This window comes from Azotobacter bryophylli, assembly GCF_042643485.1.
Classification (GTDB): domain Bacteria; phylum Pseudomonadota; class Gammaproteobacteria; order Pseudomonadales; family Pseudomonadaceae; genus Azotobacter; species Azotobacter bryophylli.
Genome location: NZ_JBHRSJ010000034.1, coordinates 554474 through 570596 on the forward strand (window position 1 = coordinate 554474; position 16123 = coordinate 570596).

The 16123-nt window shown below is 68.5% G+C and carries 15 protein-coding genes; 4 read left to right on the plus strand and 11 right to left on the minus strand.

Going from position 1 to position 16123, the window contains the following annotated elements:
- Positions 1–288: 288 nt before the first annotated feature.
- A complete protein-coding gene (gene hppD, locus ACFOJE_RS18670; protein WP_377816263.1) occupies positions 289–1359 on the plus strand; it encodes a 4-hydroxyphenylpyruvate dioxygenase in 1071 nt (356 codons plus the stop codon).
- A 77-nt stretch (positions 1360–1436) separates the two neighbouring features.
- On the plus strand, positions 1437–2843 hold the full coding sequence (locus ACFOJE_RS18675; protein WP_377816265.1) for an amino acid permease: 1407 nt from the start codon (positions 1437–1439) through the stop codon (positions 2841–2843).
- A 6-nt stretch (positions 2844–2849) separates the two neighbouring features.
- Here the strand turns inward: ACFOJE_RS18675 and ACFOJE_RS18680 are convergent, their stop codons facing one another.
- The 8 genes from ACFOJE_RS18680 to ACFOJE_RS18715 all read right to left on the minus strand — a co-directional run bounded on the left by ACFOJE_RS18680 (position 2850) and on the right by ACFOJE_RS18715 (position 10530).
- The gene (locus tag ACFOJE_RS18680) at positions 2850–3923 is read right to left on the minus strand and encodes a metal-dependent hydrolase (RefSeq protein ID WP_377816267.1); all 1074 of its coding nucleotides are present in this window, start codon (positions 3921–3923) and stop codon (positions 2850–2852) included.
- 104 nt (positions 3924–4027) lie between these two features.
- A complete protein-coding gene (locus tag ACFOJE_RS18685; protein ID WP_377816269.1) occupies positions 4028–4843 on the minus strand; it encodes a glycosyltransferase family 2 protein in 816 nt (271 codons plus the stop codon).
- A gap of 9 nt (positions 4844–4852) precedes the next feature.
- Entirely contained in the window at positions 4853–5209 is a 357-nt protein-coding gene (locus ACFOJE_RS18690) for a DMT family transporter (RefSeq protein ID WP_377816271.1), read from the minus strand.
- Positions 5206–6054 carry a sugar phosphate isomerase/epimerase family protein gene (locus ACFOJE_RS18695; RefSeq protein ID WP_377816273.1) on the minus strand — a complete coding sequence of 283 codons (849 nt, stop codon included), beginning with the start codon at positions 6052–6054 and terminating at the stop codon, positions 5206–5208. Before ACFOJE_RS18695 ends, ACFOJE_RS18690 begins: the two co-directional genes overlap by 4 nt.
- Entirely contained in the window at positions 6051–6851 is an 801-nt protein-coding gene (locus ACFOJE_RS18700; protein ID WP_377816275.1) for a pyridine nucleotide transhydrogenase, read from the minus strand. The genes ACFOJE_RS18695 and ACFOJE_RS18700 overlap by 4 nt, the downstream gene beginning before the upstream one ends.
- Entirely contained in the window at positions 6848–8404 is a 1557-nt protein-coding gene (locus tag ACFOJE_RS18705) for a hypothetical protein (protein WP_377816277.1), read from the minus strand. Before ACFOJE_RS18705 ends, ACFOJE_RS18700 begins: the two co-directional genes overlap by 4 nt.
- Positions 8394–9515, minus strand: a complete 1122-nt coding sequence (locus tag ACFOJE_RS18710) for an NAD(P)/FAD-dependent oxidoreductase (protein ID WP_377816278.1) — start codon at positions 9513–9515, stop codon at positions 8394–8396. The genes ACFOJE_RS18705 and ACFOJE_RS18710 overlap by 11 nt, the downstream gene beginning before the upstream one ends.
- Complete coding sequence (locus ACFOJE_RS18715; RefSeq protein WP_377816280.1) at positions 9502–10530, minus strand: glycosyltransferase; 1029 nt, start codon at positions 10528–10530, stop codon at positions 9502–9504. The genes ACFOJE_RS18710 and ACFOJE_RS18715 overlap by 14 nt, the downstream gene beginning before the upstream one ends.
- A 903-nt stretch (positions 10531–11433) precedes the next feature.
- Here ACFOJE_RS18715 and ACFOJE_RS18720 point away from each other — a divergent pair.
- Complete coding sequence (locus ACFOJE_RS18720) at positions 11434–12639, plus strand: sugar transporter (protein WP_377816282.1); 1206 nt, start codon at positions 11434–11436, stop codon at positions 12637–12639.
- Between the two features lie 59 nt (positions 12640–12698).
- Here ACFOJE_RS18720 and ACFOJE_RS18725 read toward each other — a convergent pair whose 3' ends face one another.
- Complete coding sequence (locus tag ACFOJE_RS18725) at positions 12699–13787, minus strand: NADH:flavin oxidoreductase/NADH oxidase (protein WP_377816283.1); 1089 nt, start codon at positions 13785–13787, stop codon at positions 12699–12701.
- Between the two features lie 92 nt (positions 13788–13879).
- Here ACFOJE_RS18725 and ACFOJE_RS18730 point away from each other — a divergent pair, with 92 nt between their 5' ends.
- Positions 13880–14182 (plus strand): ArsR/SmtB family transcription factor, encoded by a 303-nt coding sequence (locus ACFOJE_RS18730; protein ID WP_377816285.1) that lies wholly within the window; start codon positions 13880–13882, stop codon positions 14180–14182.
- A gap of 12 nt (positions 14183–14194) precedes the next feature.
- On the opposite strand, the gene ACFOJE_RS18735 is transcribed toward ACFOJE_RS18730, so the two are convergent.
- Entirely contained in the window at positions 14195–14779 is a 585-nt protein-coding gene (locus tag ACFOJE_RS18735; protein ID WP_377816287.1) for a hypothetical protein, read from the minus strand.
- Positions 14780–14806: 27 nt separating this feature from the next.
- Positions 14807–15877, minus strand: coding sequence for an extracellular catalytic domain type 2 short-chain-length polyhydroxyalkanoate depolymerase (locus ACFOJE_RS18740; RefSeq protein ID WP_377816289.1), 1071 nt, complete (start codon positions 15875–15877; stop codon positions 14807–14809).
- Positions 15878–16123 lie beyond the last annotated feature (246 nt).

Below are 16123 nucleotides of genomic sequence, written 5' to 3' on the forward strand. Positions count from 1 at the left end.
GAGGGTCCCTGGTATTCACGGGAAACGCCCGTCGTTGCCACACCGCAGGCCGGAACGCTATCAGTATAGTTGCGCTCCGTTCGCCGCGACGGGCCGGCGGATGCCGTCAGCAAATCCTTACACCCGCCCCGGCAGCGAAGCGCCATGGCCGGGCCTGCCGACGCCGTAAGGAAAAGCTGACGCCCGCCCGGGACCGGGCGGCGCCCGCGGCCGGCACGGTGCGCTTGCCGATGCGGCATTTCCCGCCTGTGCTTTCGGTATGCGCAGGCAACCAGAGGAGGCGGCGAGATGGAAGGCATCGCACCCGACAACCCCATCGGCACCGACGGCTTCGAGTTCGTCGAATTCACCGCGCCGAGCGAGCATGGCATCGGCCAGTTGCGCGAGCTGTTCATGGCCATGGGCTTCACCGAGACCGCCCGGCACCGTTCGAAGAACGTCTTCCTGTTCCAGCAGAACGGCATCAATTTCGTCCTCAACGGCAGCCCCAGCGGGCCGGCCCGGGACTTCGCCGAAAGGCACGGGCCGAGCGCCTGCGCCATGGCCTTCCGGGTGAGGAACGCGGCCCAGGCCGCCGCCTATGCCGAGGCCCGGGGGGCGAAGCTTCTGGGCAGCCACGCCAACTTCGGCGAGTTGAACATCCCCTGCCTCGAAGGCATCGGCGGCTCGCTGCTGTACCTGGTGGACCGCTACGGCGAGCGCAGCATCTACGACGTGGACTTCGACTTCATCCCCGGACGCACGGCCGCCGACCATGCCGTCGGCCTGATGGCCATCGACCACCTGACCCACAACGTCGAGCGCGGCCAGATGGACGTCTGGGCCTCCTTCTACGAGCGCATCGCCGGCTTCCGCGAGATCCGCTACTTCGACATCGAGGGCCGGCACACGGGCCTCCTGTCCCGGGCCATGACCGCGCCCTGCGGCAAGATCCGCATCCCGATCAACGAGCCGGCCGACGAGCGCTCGCAGATCGCCGAGTTCATCCGCGACTACCGCGGCGAGGGCATCCAGCACATCGCCCTGGCCAGCGACGACATCTACGCCACGGTGAGCCGGCTGCGCGCCAACGGCGTGGCTTTCATGGCCACCCCGGACACCTACTACGAGAAGGTCGACGCCCGCGTGCCCGGCCACGGCGAATCGCTGGAGCAGCTGCGCGAGCTGAACATCCTGATCGACGGGGCTCCGGGGCGGGAGGGCATCCTGCTGCAGATCTTCACCCGCGCCCTGATCGGGCCGATCTTCTTCGAGATCATCCAGCGCAAGGGCAACCAGGGTTTCGGCGAGGGCAACTTCCGCGCCCTGTTCGAATCCATCGAGGAGGACCAGATCCGCCGCGGCGTGATCGAGGCGTAGGTGCGCCGGGGCCGGCATAGGGGCGCGCCGCGCTCGGCGTGTAGACTGGGGCGTCTCCAATCGCTCCGAGTCCCGCGATGTCCCACGCTCCCCTGCACGCCGGCCCGCTCGAGCGCGGCCTGAAGAACCGCCACATCCAGCTGATCGCCCTCGGCGGCGCCATCGGCACCGGCCTGTTCCTCGGCTCGGCCGGGGTGCTGAAGATGGCCGGCCCGTCGATGATCCTCGGCTACGCCATCGGCGGCTTCATCGCCTTCCTGATCATGCGCCAGCTCGGCGAGATGATCGTCGAGGAGCCGGTGGCCGGCTCCTTCAGCCACTTCGCCCACGCCTACTGGGGCCGCTACGCCGGCTTTCTCGCCGGCTGGAACTACTGGGCGCTCTACGTGCTGGTGGGCATGGCCGAGCTGACCGCGGTGGGCAAGTACGTGCAGTTCTGGTGGCCGCAGATTCCCGCCTGGGCCACGGCGGCGGCCTTCTTCGCGCTGATCAACGCCATCAACCTGAGCAACGTGAAGGCCTTCGGCGAGGCCGAATTCTGGTTCGCCATCATCAAGGTGGCGGCCATTCTCGGCATGATCGCGCTCGGCCTGTACCTGCTGCTGGGCGGGCAGGGCGGCGAGCAGGCCGGCTTCGCCAACCTGTGGCGCCACGGCGGTTTCTTCCCCAACGGCATCCGCGGCCTGGCGCTGGCCATGGCCCTGATCATGTTCTCCTTCGGCGGCCTGGAGCTGGTGGGCATCACCGCGGCCGAGGCGAGCGAGCCGCGCCGGGTGATCCCCCGGGCGATCAACCAGGTGGTCTACCGCATCCTGATCTTCTACGTCGGCGCGCTCACCGTGCTGCTGGCGCTGTATCCCTGGGACGGCCTGCTGGAGACCCTGAACGCCGCCGGCGACCCCTACAGCGGCAGTCCCTTCGTGCGGATCTTCTCGCTGATCGGCAGCGACGCCGCCGCGCACGTCCTCAACTTCGTGGTGCTTACCGCGGCGCTGTCGGTCTACAACAGCGGCGTCTACTGCAACAGCCGCATGCTCTACGGCCTGGCCGAGCAGGGCGATGCGCCGCGGGCGCTGCTGAAGGTGAACCGCCGCGGCGTGCCGGTGCTGGCCATCGGCCTGTCGGCGCTGGTGACCCTGCTCTGCGTGCTGGTCAACTACCTGCTGCCGCAGGGCGCGCTGGAGCTGCTGATGTCCCTGGTGGTCGCGGCCCTGGTGATCAACTGGGCGATGATCGGCCTGACCCACCTGAAATTCCGCAAGGCCATGACGGCGCGGGGCGTGCAGCCTAGCTTCCGGGCCCTCTGGTACCCCTTCGGCAACTACCTGTGCCTGGCCTTCGTCGGCTTCCTCCTGCTGACCATGCTGCAGCTCGACGGCGTGCGCTCGTCGGTCTACGCCATTCCGGTGTGGCTGCTGTTCCTCTGGGGCTGCTACCGCCTGCGGCGGGTCGCGCCGGGCAAGGTCGCTGGCCGGCCGGCCTAGGGCCGCTCAGCGGCCCTGGACGAACTCGGTGGCCGGGGAGCCGCCGTGCTGCAGGCGGTCGGCCCATTGTCGCAGCGGCAGTTCCGGCCGGTCGTTCCAGATGCGCCGCCAGAGCGCGCGGAACTGCTCGGTGCCGCCGCGCTCCATGGGCAGCCGGCGGGTCACCGGCAACGTCTGCCAGCGCCCGTCGTGGCGTTCGGCGAGGACGAAGCGGAACGGGTGGTAGCCGGGGATGCCCATGCGCAGGTCGGTCGCCACGATGCCTTCGCCGACCCGGTCGTAGCGCAGCACCCCGCGGCTGAACCAGTCCAGCCGGGCGTGCTGCGGCGAGCCGGCGAGGACCTCGCGCCAGCGGCTGCCGCGGGGCAGGCGGACCGGCTCGGGAGGTTCGCGATCGAACCAGCCGACCATGGCCTCGTGGTAGTCCTCGCCGTCCAGCGCCACCACCCGCCAGAGCAGGCTGTTGAACGGCGCCGGCGTGCTGAACAGGGCTTCGGCGCGGACGCCTTCGCCGGCCAGCGCCTGCTCGACCCGCTGCTCGGCCATCTGTTTGCCGGCCAGGGTGAAGCCCAGGTAGAGGCTAGACAGGCCCAGCGCCCAGCACTGCCAGCGCCGGCTGCGGTCGTCCACGCCCCAGAGGGCGGCGACCAGCACGGCGATCAGCAGGGGCAGGGTGTAGAGCGGGTCGATGATGAACACGCTGGACCAGGCCACCGGCGGCGTGGCCAGCGGCCAGAGCAGCTGGGTGCCGTAGCTGGTCAGGCCGTCCAGCAGGACGTGGCCGAGCAGCACCAGCCAGATGCACAGCAGCAGCCGCTTGCCGCCGTAGCGCGGATCGGGCCGCCAGCGCCGCAGCAGCCAGGCGAGCAGCAGGGAGAAGCCGGAGAGGACGAACAGGGAATGGCTGAAGCCGCGGTGGTGGGTCATGTTGGCCACCGGGTCGCCGTAGTCGAGGAGCACGTCGAGATCCGGCAGGTTGGCCAGCAGCGCGCCGTACAGCAGCGCCTTGCGCCCCTGCCAGCGGCCGAGCAGCGCGCCCTGCATGCTGGCGCCGAGCACGGCGTGGGTGAGTGAGTCCATCGGAAGGCCCCCGTCGGGCGAAGAGGAACGAGGGATTAAGGTAGTCGACGGGAGCGGCTGGAGGGAAATCGGCGGCGGACGGAGCGGTGCCCGGAATGCCCGCCTCAGCGCGGGTCGTAGCCGCCCAGGCAGGCGCGGATGAGCACCCCTAGCAGCGCCAGGTTGCCGCGGACGCTGCTGATCTTGCTCGGCACCTCGCCCTTGGGGTAGCGGCGGGCGCTGGGCAGCTCCACGCAGCGGTAGCCGAGCCGCGGGGCTCGGTAGGAGAGGTAGGCGAGCAGTTCGTAGCCGCGGAAGACGTGGCGGAAGGGGGCGACCCGCGGGTCGAGCAGCAGGCGCCGGCTGTAGGCGCGAAAGCCCTGGGTGGTGTCGGTCCAGGGGAAGCCGGAGGAGCGGGCGAGCAGCGGCGCGTGGATGAAGCGGATGGCAAGGTCGCGCGATCTCGGGGTGTTCACCGCCTCGCCGCCGGGGATGAAGCGCGAGGCCTGGACGAAGTCGAAGCCCTCGCCCAGGGCGGCGATGAAGCGTGGGATGGACCCGGGGTCGTCCTTGTCGTTGCCGTCGATGGTGACGATGCCTTGGTAGCCCCGGCCGAGGGCGAAGGCGTAGGCGCAGCGCAGCTGTGCGCTCAGCCGGCCCGGCCCGGTCTTGACCAAGAGGCCGCGCACGCCCAGCCGCTGCAGCGCCTCCGGCTCCAGCGAGCCGTCGCGACTGCCGCCGTCGACGATGAGGATGTCGGCGCCGCCGGCGATGCCGAGGGCGGCCATGCGGGCGAGCAGGTTCCTGATCCGCACGCCCTCGTCGATCACCGGGATCGCCACGCACCAGGGGTGCTGCCGGCCGCGCCAGAAGCGGGTGACGAAGGCCGGGACCTGCCACTCGCCGTGGCCGGTAGGACGGCTGTCGAGGCGCAGGTCCACGGCTCCGCCTCAGGCCGCGCGGGCGGTGATCAGGGCCACGCCGGCGAGGACCAGCAGGATGCCGGTGCCGGTGGTCCAGTGGAAATGCTCGCGGAACAGCAGCGCCGAGAACAGCGCGACGGCGGCCACCGCGCCGGAGGTGAGCACCGGGTGCGCCACGTTCAGCGGCAGGCGCGCGAGGGACGCGGCATACAGCAGGAAGGCGCCGCCATAGAGCGTCAGACCGAGCCAGAACGGCCAGTTGGACAGCGCCGCCAGGGGATCGCCGGGCGAGGGGAACTTGCGCGGCGGCATCATCGCCAGCTTGACCAGCACGCTGGCCGAGGCGTTGGCGAGGATGCCGAGCAGGAGGATCAGCCACTTCACGGGGCGACTCCCGGGGCGTCGCTGCGGCCGGCCGGCCGGTAGCAGCGGATGGCGCATTCCAGCGCGCGTTCGACGGAAACCGGATGCGGTTCGGCGGCGGTCGCCAGCATCTCGACGCAGACCAGCTGGCGCGGTAGGTGGCGGATCAGCGCCTGGTAGATCTGCTCGTGGCGGGTGCCGCCCTCGCCCAGGGGCAGCAGGTCCGGCTCGCTGGCGTGGATGTGGCCGATCAGGTGGCCGTGGTTCTTCAATTCGAGGATCGGGTCTTCGCCGTTGACGGTCAGGGCGCCGGTATCCAGCTGCAGGCGGATCGCCGGATGGCCGATCAGTTCGACCACCATCGCGGTTTCCGCCGTGGTCATCATGAAGTTGGCGCCGTAGCGGGCCGGGTTGGGTTCCAGGCAGACACGCACGCCGGCGGCCCCGGCCAGGTCGCCGAGGCGCTTGAAGAAGGGCACGGCGACGGCCAGCGCCTGATGGCCGGTCAGCCCGGAGCGGTCGCGGTTATTCGGCGAGCCGAACACCAGGCGCGTCGCCCCCAGGCCGGCGCCGATCCGGCAGACCGCCGCCAGGTGGCGGAGCATCGCCTGCTGGGATTCGGGCGGGCCGAACAGGTTGAGGCCGCTGGTGCCGAACAGCAGCGCCTGCATGCCGGTGATCTCGATGCCGCGCTCGTTCCACCAGTCGCGCACGCGGCGGATCTCCTCGTCGCTGGCGCCGGCCGGATCGGCGAAGTACTTGCTCGGCGCCACGTCGATGGCGTCGATGCCCAGGCGCTGCAGCAGGGCGGCGATGGTCTCGTCCTCCGCTACGTCCCAGGCGATGTTCGAGATGCCCAGTCTCATGCCCGTGCTCCCGCCGCCCTGCGCGCCACCGGCTCGGTGCGCACGTAGGCGCGGATGGCCTGGATGATCTGGCGGCTGTTGTACAGGTAGTGGCCGCCGCTGGCGAAGACCTCCCCGTGGCGGGTGCGCATGTCGTAGCGCGCCGGGGCGCCGCGCAGGGTCTGGTCGAAGCGCCGGCCGAAGCCGTGCCGGCAGACCCTGGCCACGCTGAGCGGCTCCGCGGTGAGGTGCACCAGGCGCAGGCCGGCGTGAAGCGCGGTCTGGATGTCGGCCCAAAGACGGACCATGGGATAGAACTGGTAGACGCTGCGGCTCTCGATGGCCTCCAGGTTGTGCTCGTTGAGCAGGTCGAAGAGGACGTTCTTGCGCAGGCCGGCGCCGACCAGTCCGGGCAGGCGGACGATCAGGTGGTCGGGGAACCGGCTCTGGACGAAGCGCTCCAGCAAGCGCCGGTGCAGGCCGTAGGGGGGCAGTCCGGACTCCTCCACCGGGCTGTCCTCGTAGACCTCGACCGGGCTGCGGAACACGTCGACGGTACTGATCAGGATGAAGGTTCGGCACTCGACGGTCCGCAGGTGGCCGATCAGCCCTTCGATGTTCGCCCGGTCCGCCTCCGGCTCGCGGTTGGCCAGCCACTTCTGCGCCGGCGCCCCGGCGCAGACCACGGTGTCGAAGGTCTTGCCGTCGATCTGGCCGATGTTGGTCGAGCGGTACAGCGAGGCGAAGCGGGTCTGCTTCTGCAGCGTGCTGCCGACGAAGCCGGTGCAGCCGATCAGTGCCGAATGATGGTTGTTCATGCTTTATCCGTCTTGGCTCTCGGGATTCGGGAATGGATCGAACGGGCGGCCGTCCTCAGACCGTCGAGACAGAGGTAGGCGAGGGTGGCGACGAAGCCGAAGTACCACAGCACGTAGTTGATGTGGGTGTGTATGCCGGAGTGCCCCTTGGCCAGGACGAACCAGGAGATCGGCGGCAGGAGGAAGGCGACGAACAGGCCGATCTCGGCGGCGGCGTCCTTCGCCGACAGGCTCCACTTGTAGAGCAGCGTCAGCGCGGCGCCGAGCAGCAGGGCGGCGAACGCCAGTCCCGGCACGAAGGGGACCAGCTCGGTGTGCCAGGACAGGATGTAGGTCTTGAGCACGGACAGCGGCGAGGCCGAGAGCGCGGCGAACAGCTCGCTGCCGAAGGCGTAGGGATCGCCGTAGGTCCGCCGCTTCACGTCCAGCTCGTAGATCGAGCGTAGGCCGGCGAGCAGCGTGTCGCCGCGCAGCCCGGCGTGGATCAGCAGGGCGCTGGCGAAGCCGGCGACGCCGATCAGGCAGACGGCGCAAAAGCCCCGGGCCGCCCGGGCCCGCGACTGCCCGGCGCCCGGCTGGAAGAAGGCGTAGAGGAAGGGCGCGGCGGCCAGGAGGATGATCGAGGAGATGTACTCGTAGCCGGCCAGGCATTTGGCCAGGAAGGCCAGGTACAGCAGCACGCCGTAGAGCGCGCGCTGCCGCCGGCTGCCGGCGAGGAACCAGGCGGCGGCCAGCACCGCCGGCAGGAACCAGGAGAAGGGGACCCAGTAGAGGTTGCGGGCGAACGAGGTGATCCACGGCGACAGGGCGATGGTCAGGAAGAACAGCGCGGTGAAGGTCTTCGGGAAGATCCGCCCGTAGAGGAAGGCGAGGGCGACGATGGTCAGGGCGAAGGCCAGGCTGTTCAGCCCGTAGAGCCGGTGCAGGTTGCCGCCGAGGTCCCGGTAGAGTTCGGAGAACACCATTCCCTGCAGGCCGAACTGGGAGAGGTAGGGCGTGAGAGCGATGGCGTCGGCCTCGACCCGCGCGCCGGAGAGGGTGATCGGCCTGGCCGGGTCGAGCTGGCCCAGCACCGGGCCGGAGACGTGCAGGCTGGCGAAGGGGCCGGAGCGGGTGACGGAGGTGATGACCCGCGGCGTCGGGTCGAGCAGGATCTTCCGGCCGATGTAGTCCTCCAGCGTCGGGTTGTATTCCACGGTGATGCTCGAGGCCGGCTGCGCCGCGCCGGCGCGGTTCTCGGTCTCGACCCGGTCGGCGGCGACCTTGATGTCGGCCAGCGCCCTGCGGCCGAGTAGCGCATAGGACTGCAGGATGTATTCGGGCCGGTAGGCGAAGAACCGGACCGAGGCGTAGCCCAGGTTGGCGTGTTCGGGGAGGCGCCGGCCGTACTCGCTGGCGACTATCCGGCCCAGCACCAGGGCTTCGGAGTCCTGCTGGAACTGTCGGTAGAAGTCGTCGGGCGCGATGCCGAAGCGGTTCTGGTAGCCGGACAGGAACAGGACCGTGGTGAGCAACAGGAAATACGCGGTGGCTGCGAGCTTGTTATAGCGCATCTTCGAGCCTTTCCAGTACGTCGTAGATGTTGTCGATCTTCCCGCCCAGGATCGAGAAGCAGCCCGGCAGACCGGGGTGCCGCTCGAACAGGATGGGTCGGCCGTCGTCTCCCTCGTTCTTCTGCAGCACCGTCTTCACCTCGAACAGCGACTCGACGTATGTGGCGTCGAGCACGGCGGGGAGATAGCGCCCCACGTCCCTGAGCATGCGGTCGAAGCGCGAGGTCCGCGGGTAGCCCTCGAGCTTGCGGTAGGGGTCGATGCCGGCCGCGTCCTCCCAGTGCAGGTGCGGCGTGTAGCGCACGTGGGAGAGGCTGTGCAGGTTCCGGGCGGGGAACGGCATCAGCGAGAAGAAGGGCCCGTCCATGACGGTGATGCCCAGGCCGGCGAGCGCGGGCGGGGCCTCGATCAGCGCCATTTCCGCGATCTCCTGCTTGAGCCCGGCGTGGTGGTCCGGGCCGTCGGTCAGCAACTGGTTGAGGCCGCTGTAGGTGCAGTTGAACACGTAGCGGCAGTCCACCCGCTCCTCGTCGCCCCGCTCGGGCCGCAGGGCCACCCGCAAGACGTTCCGCGGTCCCCGGGACACCGCCGTGGCGCGGGTGCCGAGCCGGACCTGCACCGCGCTCGCCTCCAGCTCGCGTCCGGCCCAGGCGGCCAGCGCGGTGCTGTCGAAGGCGTATTCCTCGACGCGGAACACCGCCTCGATCAGCTGCGGCTCGAACAGCCCGCGCAGCTCCGGTCCGGCCGGCTCGATCGGCGCGCCGATCTCCCGGCAGAAGCGCTCGAACTGCCGGGCCGTGACCCTGGAGTTGCGTCGGGCGACGGCGTAGAGCGCGGTGAAGTCGCGCTTCACCGCCTGCGGCCAGTCCTGCACGAAGCGGGGCAGGTTGATCCGGCTGCGGTAGGCGGTGGTGAGGCAGCGTGGGTAGTGGTAGCCGTTGTGCACCCGTGCCTGGTTGTTGTACGAGGCGCGGCTCAGCAGCGCCGCTTCCCGCTCCACCAGCAGGGTGCGGCGGAAGCCGCGGCGGCGGGCCAGGTAGAGGGCGATGGCCGCGCCGTAGAAGCCGCCGCCGATGACCACGGCGTCCTGGCGCTCGTCAGCGGCGGACATGGCGCCGTTCGTTCAGGCCGGGCTGCGCCGCGAGCGGCGCGGCCTCCTCGACGTTCAGCCGCTCGCGCCGGGTCAGGCGCGCGCTGGTGAACTCCTGGCCGATGTGATAGAGCGGCCCCTCGTTGGACAGCCGGGCCATCTGCAGGATGTATTCGCCCAGCACCAGCAGCACCAGCGAGATCAGGAAGAACATGCCCGACTGCTGCAGCGACAGGCTGACCCAGCCGGGGGCGACGTCGCTCTTCAGCACGGCGACGGCCACCACGTACAGGGAATACAGCAGATTGGCCACCGCGCCGAACAGCGACAGCGTGGTGACCAGCCGCAGCGGCCCACGGGGGGTCGAGACCAGCAGGCGCATGCCGCGGTCGACGCTCGCGCCCAGGCGCTTGCGCCGCGACAGCCGGGGCGGCGCGCTGTAGTCGAGGTTGACCCGGGCGAAGCCGGCGGTCGCCGGCAGGCTGCGGTAGGTCAGTGCCGGCTGCGGATGCTGGAGGATGAAGTTGACCACCCGCTTGCTCAGGATGCGGTACTGGGGCGCCTCCCGGGCCAGGTGGATGCCGTTGAAACGCTTGTACAGCCCGTTGAACACGGCGCAGGCGCCGCGGTAGGCGAGGCTCTGGGCGGGCTTCTGGCGGTTGCGGGCGAACACCACGTCGGCACCGTTGACCACTTGGTCGAGCATCTGCGGGAGGAAGTCGATGTCGTCGATCAGCGGGTCGATGACCGCGACGAAGTCCCCCAGCGCGTTCTCCAGGCCCACCCAGGCGGCGGTGTCGGAATCCACTTCCTTGGTCAGGGCGTAGACCTGCAGGTTGGGCAGGCCGTCCTCCCCGGCGAGTTCGCGCAGTACCGGGATGCTGTCCTGGTCCGAGGCGTTGTCGACGACGATGAGTTCGTAATCGATGACCAATGAGGCAATGCCTTCGGCGGCATGGGCGAGTATTTCCTGGAGATGTTCCGCCTGATTGCGAACGATGAATACCACCGACAGGAAGACCGGAAAGAAGGCCATTCGAAGTTCCTCTAGTTCCTCTTTAGTGCAGAGGTGACTTAATGCGGAGGTGACTGATTTCCGTCGGTGCTGAAATCACTCGAGCGCACTTGGCTTGAACCAGCGAGTGCCGTCGAATGGGTGTTCGCTAACTTCGAGTCGTCGGGCTTCGAATATATCCAGACCCTATTCCGTGCCCCGGTGCCGGGCGGCCACGCTACCGCCATGCCTCGGCCATGGCCTGGCGCCGGAGCCCCGCCGGCCCGCGGTTTTCACGGGGCGGCCACCCGAAAAACGGCGCAGCCGTCATGTTGCGACGACGATGTCCTTATTAGGGAAATGCAGTCCCCTTGAAAGACAATGCCGGATCGGGATTGAAGCTAGGATAGTTTGCAAGTGCGGATCTTCCATTTCTCCCGGGCAATCGCCGATCAATGGTCGCGATTTCCCGCAAGACGGTTATTGGAATTCCGGCAACTATCGGCGACATAAGGCGTGCGAACTTTTCATGCCGGGGTCGTATTGCAGCCTCGAACTCTTCCGGTCGGCGTTTATATGCAAGTGCCCTTGCCGATGAATAACCGCGGTATTGGCAAAGTGCCCGTTATTTGACGTCGGCCGCGTGACACGAATATGCGCCGATAATTGCAGTCGACGGATCGAAACGGCGATTCCCGGCACGGGCGTGTTGAGGCACGGGTAAGCGCAACGTAGAATCCGTCCTCTGGCCGTCTCCCCCCCATACTCACAATAATCCGTCCACTGCGCCGCACCCGGCTTCGAGCACGGGAGGCGTCGGTGCGCCGGCTTTTTGGGTGTGGGTTCGTGTCCCAAGCCTTCCGTGCAGGTGCCGGGTGCGTTCTCGACGTGTCCGGCGAACGGCCCCTGCCGCCGGAATGCTCGCCGAGCGTTGCACCCCATTACATGAACACCTCCCCGAATGCTCGCGCCGGAAGCTGGCTGAGCGTGATCGCGCTGGCCCTGGCGGCCTTCATCTTCAACACCACCGAGTTCGTTCCCGTCGGCCTACTGAGCGCCATCGGCGACAGTTTCGGCCTGACCACCGCCCAGGTCGGCCTGATGCTGACGATCTACGCCTGGGTGGTTTCCCTCACCTCCCTGCCGATGATGCTGCTGACCCGCAACATCGAGCGGCGCAAGCTGCTGCTGGGCGTGTTCGCCCTGTTCATCGTCAGCCACGCCCTGTCGGCCGTGGCCTCGAGCTTCGCCGTCCTGCTGCTGAGCCGGATCGGCATCGCCCTCGCGCATGCGGTGTTCTGGTCGATCACCGCTTCCCTGGCGGTGCGCGTGGCGCCGCCCGGCAAGCAGTCCCAGGCCCTCGGCCTGCTGGCGACCGGTACCTCGCTGGCCATGGTCCTGGGCATCCCCCTCGGGCGGGTGGTCGGCGAGGCGCTGGGCTGGCGCACCACCTTCATGTCGATTGCGGTGGTGTCCACCCTCACCGTACTGTGGCTGTGGCGGACGCTGCCGCTGCTGCCCAGCCAGAACTCGGGCTCGCTGAGGAGCCTGCCGGTGCTGTTCCGGCGTCCGGCGCTGGTGTCGCTCTATGTCCTGACCGCGGTGGTCATCACCGCGCAGTTCACCGCCTACAGCTACATCGAGCCCTTCGCCCAGGTCGTGGGCCAGCTGAGCGGCGAGATGACCACCTTCCTGCTGCTGCTGTTCGGCGGCGCCGGCATCTTCGGCTCGATCCTCTTCAGCCTGCTCAACAACCGCTATCCGCGGGGCCTGCTGATCGTCACCATCGCCGCGCTGGCTCTGTCCCTGCTGCTGCTGTTGCCCTTCGTCCGGCAGCCCGGGTACATCGCTGTGCTGAGCGTGCTCTGGGGAATGGCCATCATGTGCTTCGGGCTGGTGCTGCAATCCAAGGTCCTGACCCTGGCCCCGGACGCCACCGACGTGGCGATGTCCCTCCATTCGGGCATCTACAACATCGGCATCGGCGGCGGCGCCCTGCTCGGCAGCGTGGTGAGCAGCCACTGGGCGCTCGCCGAAGTGGGCACCGTAGGCGGCCTGCTGGCGGTGGGCGGACTGCTGTGGTGCTGTGTGACGACCTATCTCTTCGCCAAGCCGCAGGCGCTCGGCGCGCTGCAGGGGGCGGGGCGCTGAGCGGGAGCGGGGAAACGAAAAAGGCGGCCGAAAGGCCGCCTTTTTCGTGGGCGTGCGGTTCAGTAGCGTTCCAGCCAGTGGGCGTAGGGCGCGGGCAGCGTCCAGGACGGGCGCTCGATGCCCAGCTCGCAGGCCGCGACATAGGGCCAGTGCGGGTCGGCCAGGTGGGCGCGGCCGATCATGGCCAGGTCCAGCTGGCCTTCCTTGACGGCCCGCTCGGCGACCGCCGGCGTGCCGAAGCCCCAGGCCGACGCCACCGGGATCTCCGCCTCGCGGCGGACCCGCTCGGCGATCGGCCCCATGAAGCCGGGCGCCCAGGGAATGTCGGTGTCCGCGATGGTGAAGCCGATGCTGACGCTGAGCAGGTCCAGGCCGGTCTGCTTGAAGCGCCGGGCCAGTTCGATGGATTCGGCGAAGGTCTGCTCGTCCCGGCCGTCGAACTCGATCACTCCGAAGCGGGCGGTCAGCGGCAGGTGCTCCGGCCATACCTCGCGGACCGCCGCCAGGGTCTCCAGCAGGAAACGGCAGCGGTTGTCGAAGCTGCCGCCGTAGGCATCGGTGCGCCGGTTGGAATGCTCGGAGAAGAAACTCTGGGCCAGGTAGCCGTGGGCGAAGTGCAGCTCCAGCCACTCGAAGCCGGCATCGCGCGCCCGACACGCCGCGGCGACGAAATCGTCCCGCACCCGGGCGATGTCTTCCAGGGTCATGGCCTTGGGCGCCTTCGGCAGGTGATGGCCGAAGGGGATGGCCGAGGGGGCGATGGTCTGCCAGCCGCGCGGATCGCTCTCGGCGATGTGGTCGTCGCCTTCCCAGGGACGGTTGGCGCTGGCCTTGCGCCCGGCGTGGGCGATCTGGAGGCCGGGCACGGCGCCCTCGGCCTTGATGGCCTGGACCACCGGCACGAAGGCCTGGGCCAACTGGTCGTTCCAGATCCCCGGGCAGTTGGGGGAAATGCGGCCTTCCGGCGAGACCGCGGTGGCCTCGACGATCACCAGCCCCGCGCCGCCGCGGGCGATGCTGGAGTAATGTACCTTGTGCCAGTCGTTGATCAGGCCGTCGTTGGCCATGTACACGCACATGGGCGGAACGGCGATGCGATTGCGCAGGGTGACATCCTTCAGCTTGTACGGTTGGAACAGCGCGGACATGGGAACTCCTCATACGGGATGGTCAAATTCTATTGTTCGATAATATTCGAACAAATGGATGATGAACACCCCCATCGTGTATGATTCCGCCCATGCGACCCTTCAAGCACCCCACCGCCGGCGAATTCGTCCTCGAGCGCGTTCTCTACGCCTTGAGCGATCCGGTGCGCCTGGAGATCGTCCGCCGCCTCGCCGCCCTGGGCGAGGCCAGCTGCAGCGAACTCGACGGCGGCCGCCCGAAGTCGAGCGTCTCCCACCATTTCCGGGTCCTGCGCGATGCGGGCCTGGTCTGCACCCGCAGCGCAGGGACCACCCACATCAACTCGCTGCGCCGCGAGGAGATGGACGCACGTTTCCCGGGCCTGCTCGAAGCGATCCTGTCGCAGCAGGGCTGAGCCGGCCGAGGTTCAGGCGCTGCCGCTCTTGTCCTGAGTCGAGGTAGGCGCGGGCAGCGAGGAAGTCGCGCCCGTCTCCGCCATCGGCTGTGCGTACAGGTTTTCCAGCGTCTTCTGCAGCCAGGCCCTGTAGGCCGACTGGATCTGGCCGAAGGCGGTGGCCTGGGCTCTGGCGTTGTACTCGTACTGCCTGAGGATGCCGAGGCTGGCGTCCAGGTAGGAGCCCAGGAAGTCCTGCGGGGAAGCGGCGCCTTGCACGGACTCGGCGATCTGCTGGCCGACGCTCAGGGTCGTGTTCAGGAAGCGCTGGCAGCAGTCGGTGCCCTTGTCCTGGGCGGCCTTCTGGAGTTCGGCCAGTTCCCGGCAGGCGTCGGTCAGGGCCGTGGGGTTCATCCGGCCCAGGCTGGCCGGCGTCCAGCCGAGGTACAGGGCCTGCAGCATGTGCTGCACGATCTGGACGTTGTCCTTGAGCGGGTTGAATGACCCGAACAGGGCCTGCAGGCTCTGCGGGCTTTCGCTGGCATAGTCGCTCCAGTGCTTGAGCGCTTCGGACAGCTTGGTATCGATTCCGGCATTCGGGCTGGTGACGTTATCCATGGGGGCCTCCTGTGGGTAGGCGGGCGGTCAGGGTCTGTCCTGGGCCAGACGGTTGAGCATCCGGTAGATGGCGCGCAATTGCGGGGCGTTGCGGGTGAAGTAGTCGGGAGTTGCGCTATCCGGCGAGGAATAGCCCCAGAAATCCCAGCAGCCTTGGGGATTCGGCGGCGTTTCGCGGGAGGGCCGCACCTGGGGATAGAGCATGATGAGGTTGTTGGCCTCGGCCATTTCGTTGTAGCCGGTATGGGCGTAGTAGCGGTCGCCGATGACTTCCGCGCCCTGCAGGCAACCGTGGAACACCACGTGGACCGGGCAGCTCACTCCGTCCTGGCAGGCCTGCGGCACGTAGACGTAACCCGTGTCGCTCATGCTGGTGTTGGCCGAGTCGATGAACTCCCGCTGATCGAAGGCGACGACGTCGCCGCTCAGGCGATCGGCCGGCGGCTTCAGGTCCGGGTAGATCTGCCGGAGGATCTCGCGGGACTGTTCGAAGCCGCAGTCGTTGATGAACGGCGGCTCGGTCAGCGCGCACGCCGTGTCCGCCCGGTCGTCGGTGATCAGCGCGTGGCCGGCCGCGACGCTCCTGTCGTAGCGGATGGACGTTGCGGGTACGCCCACCTCCTCGAAGAACGCGGCGGTCTGATCCACCACCGCGGTGGTGACGACCGGGTCGCGGGTCCCGCTGAACAGATAGAGGCGGTCGTCCGCGAGATTCTCCAGCCGGGGGATGAATCCGTCCTCGGCCAACTGCCTGGCGTAGCGGATCAGCTCCGGGGTATTGGGTGCGTCGTCGGGCGTCAGGGGATGCATGCAGGTCGTCGTGGCGTTCTCCAGCAGGGTCTTGTCCATCCACGACTTCGCGCACAGATAGGGCCCCCCGGCGACGATGCCGGCGCCCACCATGATGTCGGAGAGCGCCACGTAGAGCTGCGAGGCCATGAAGGCGCCGGACGAGAGGCCGGACACGGAGGTCTGGTCGATGTTGGCGCCGTAGGCGGGCAGCCGGATGACCAGCTTTCCGACCGCATCTTCGGCTCGAGGCGGCTGGCTCGTCAGGACGAGTCCTGCGGCGAACAGGGACCGGATGAGTCGCTTCATCGTGTACGGCGAGCGGGGGAGGGATCGCACGGCGGCCTGGCTACCCCTGCGCTCGCTGCCTCCTTCCTGAGTGGGAGTGGTCTCGCTCGCTGGCAACGGGACGTAGCGCCGTGCCGGTATGCCGGCGGCGGAGTTTTTCCGGAAAATCCGGCGAGGCATGCGGAACGGGGCGGAAGCGGGGCGCTGCGGGGAAAGACAGGCTACCGCCATTACCGTTACCGATCGGTGCGACCAGTTGCGGAACTG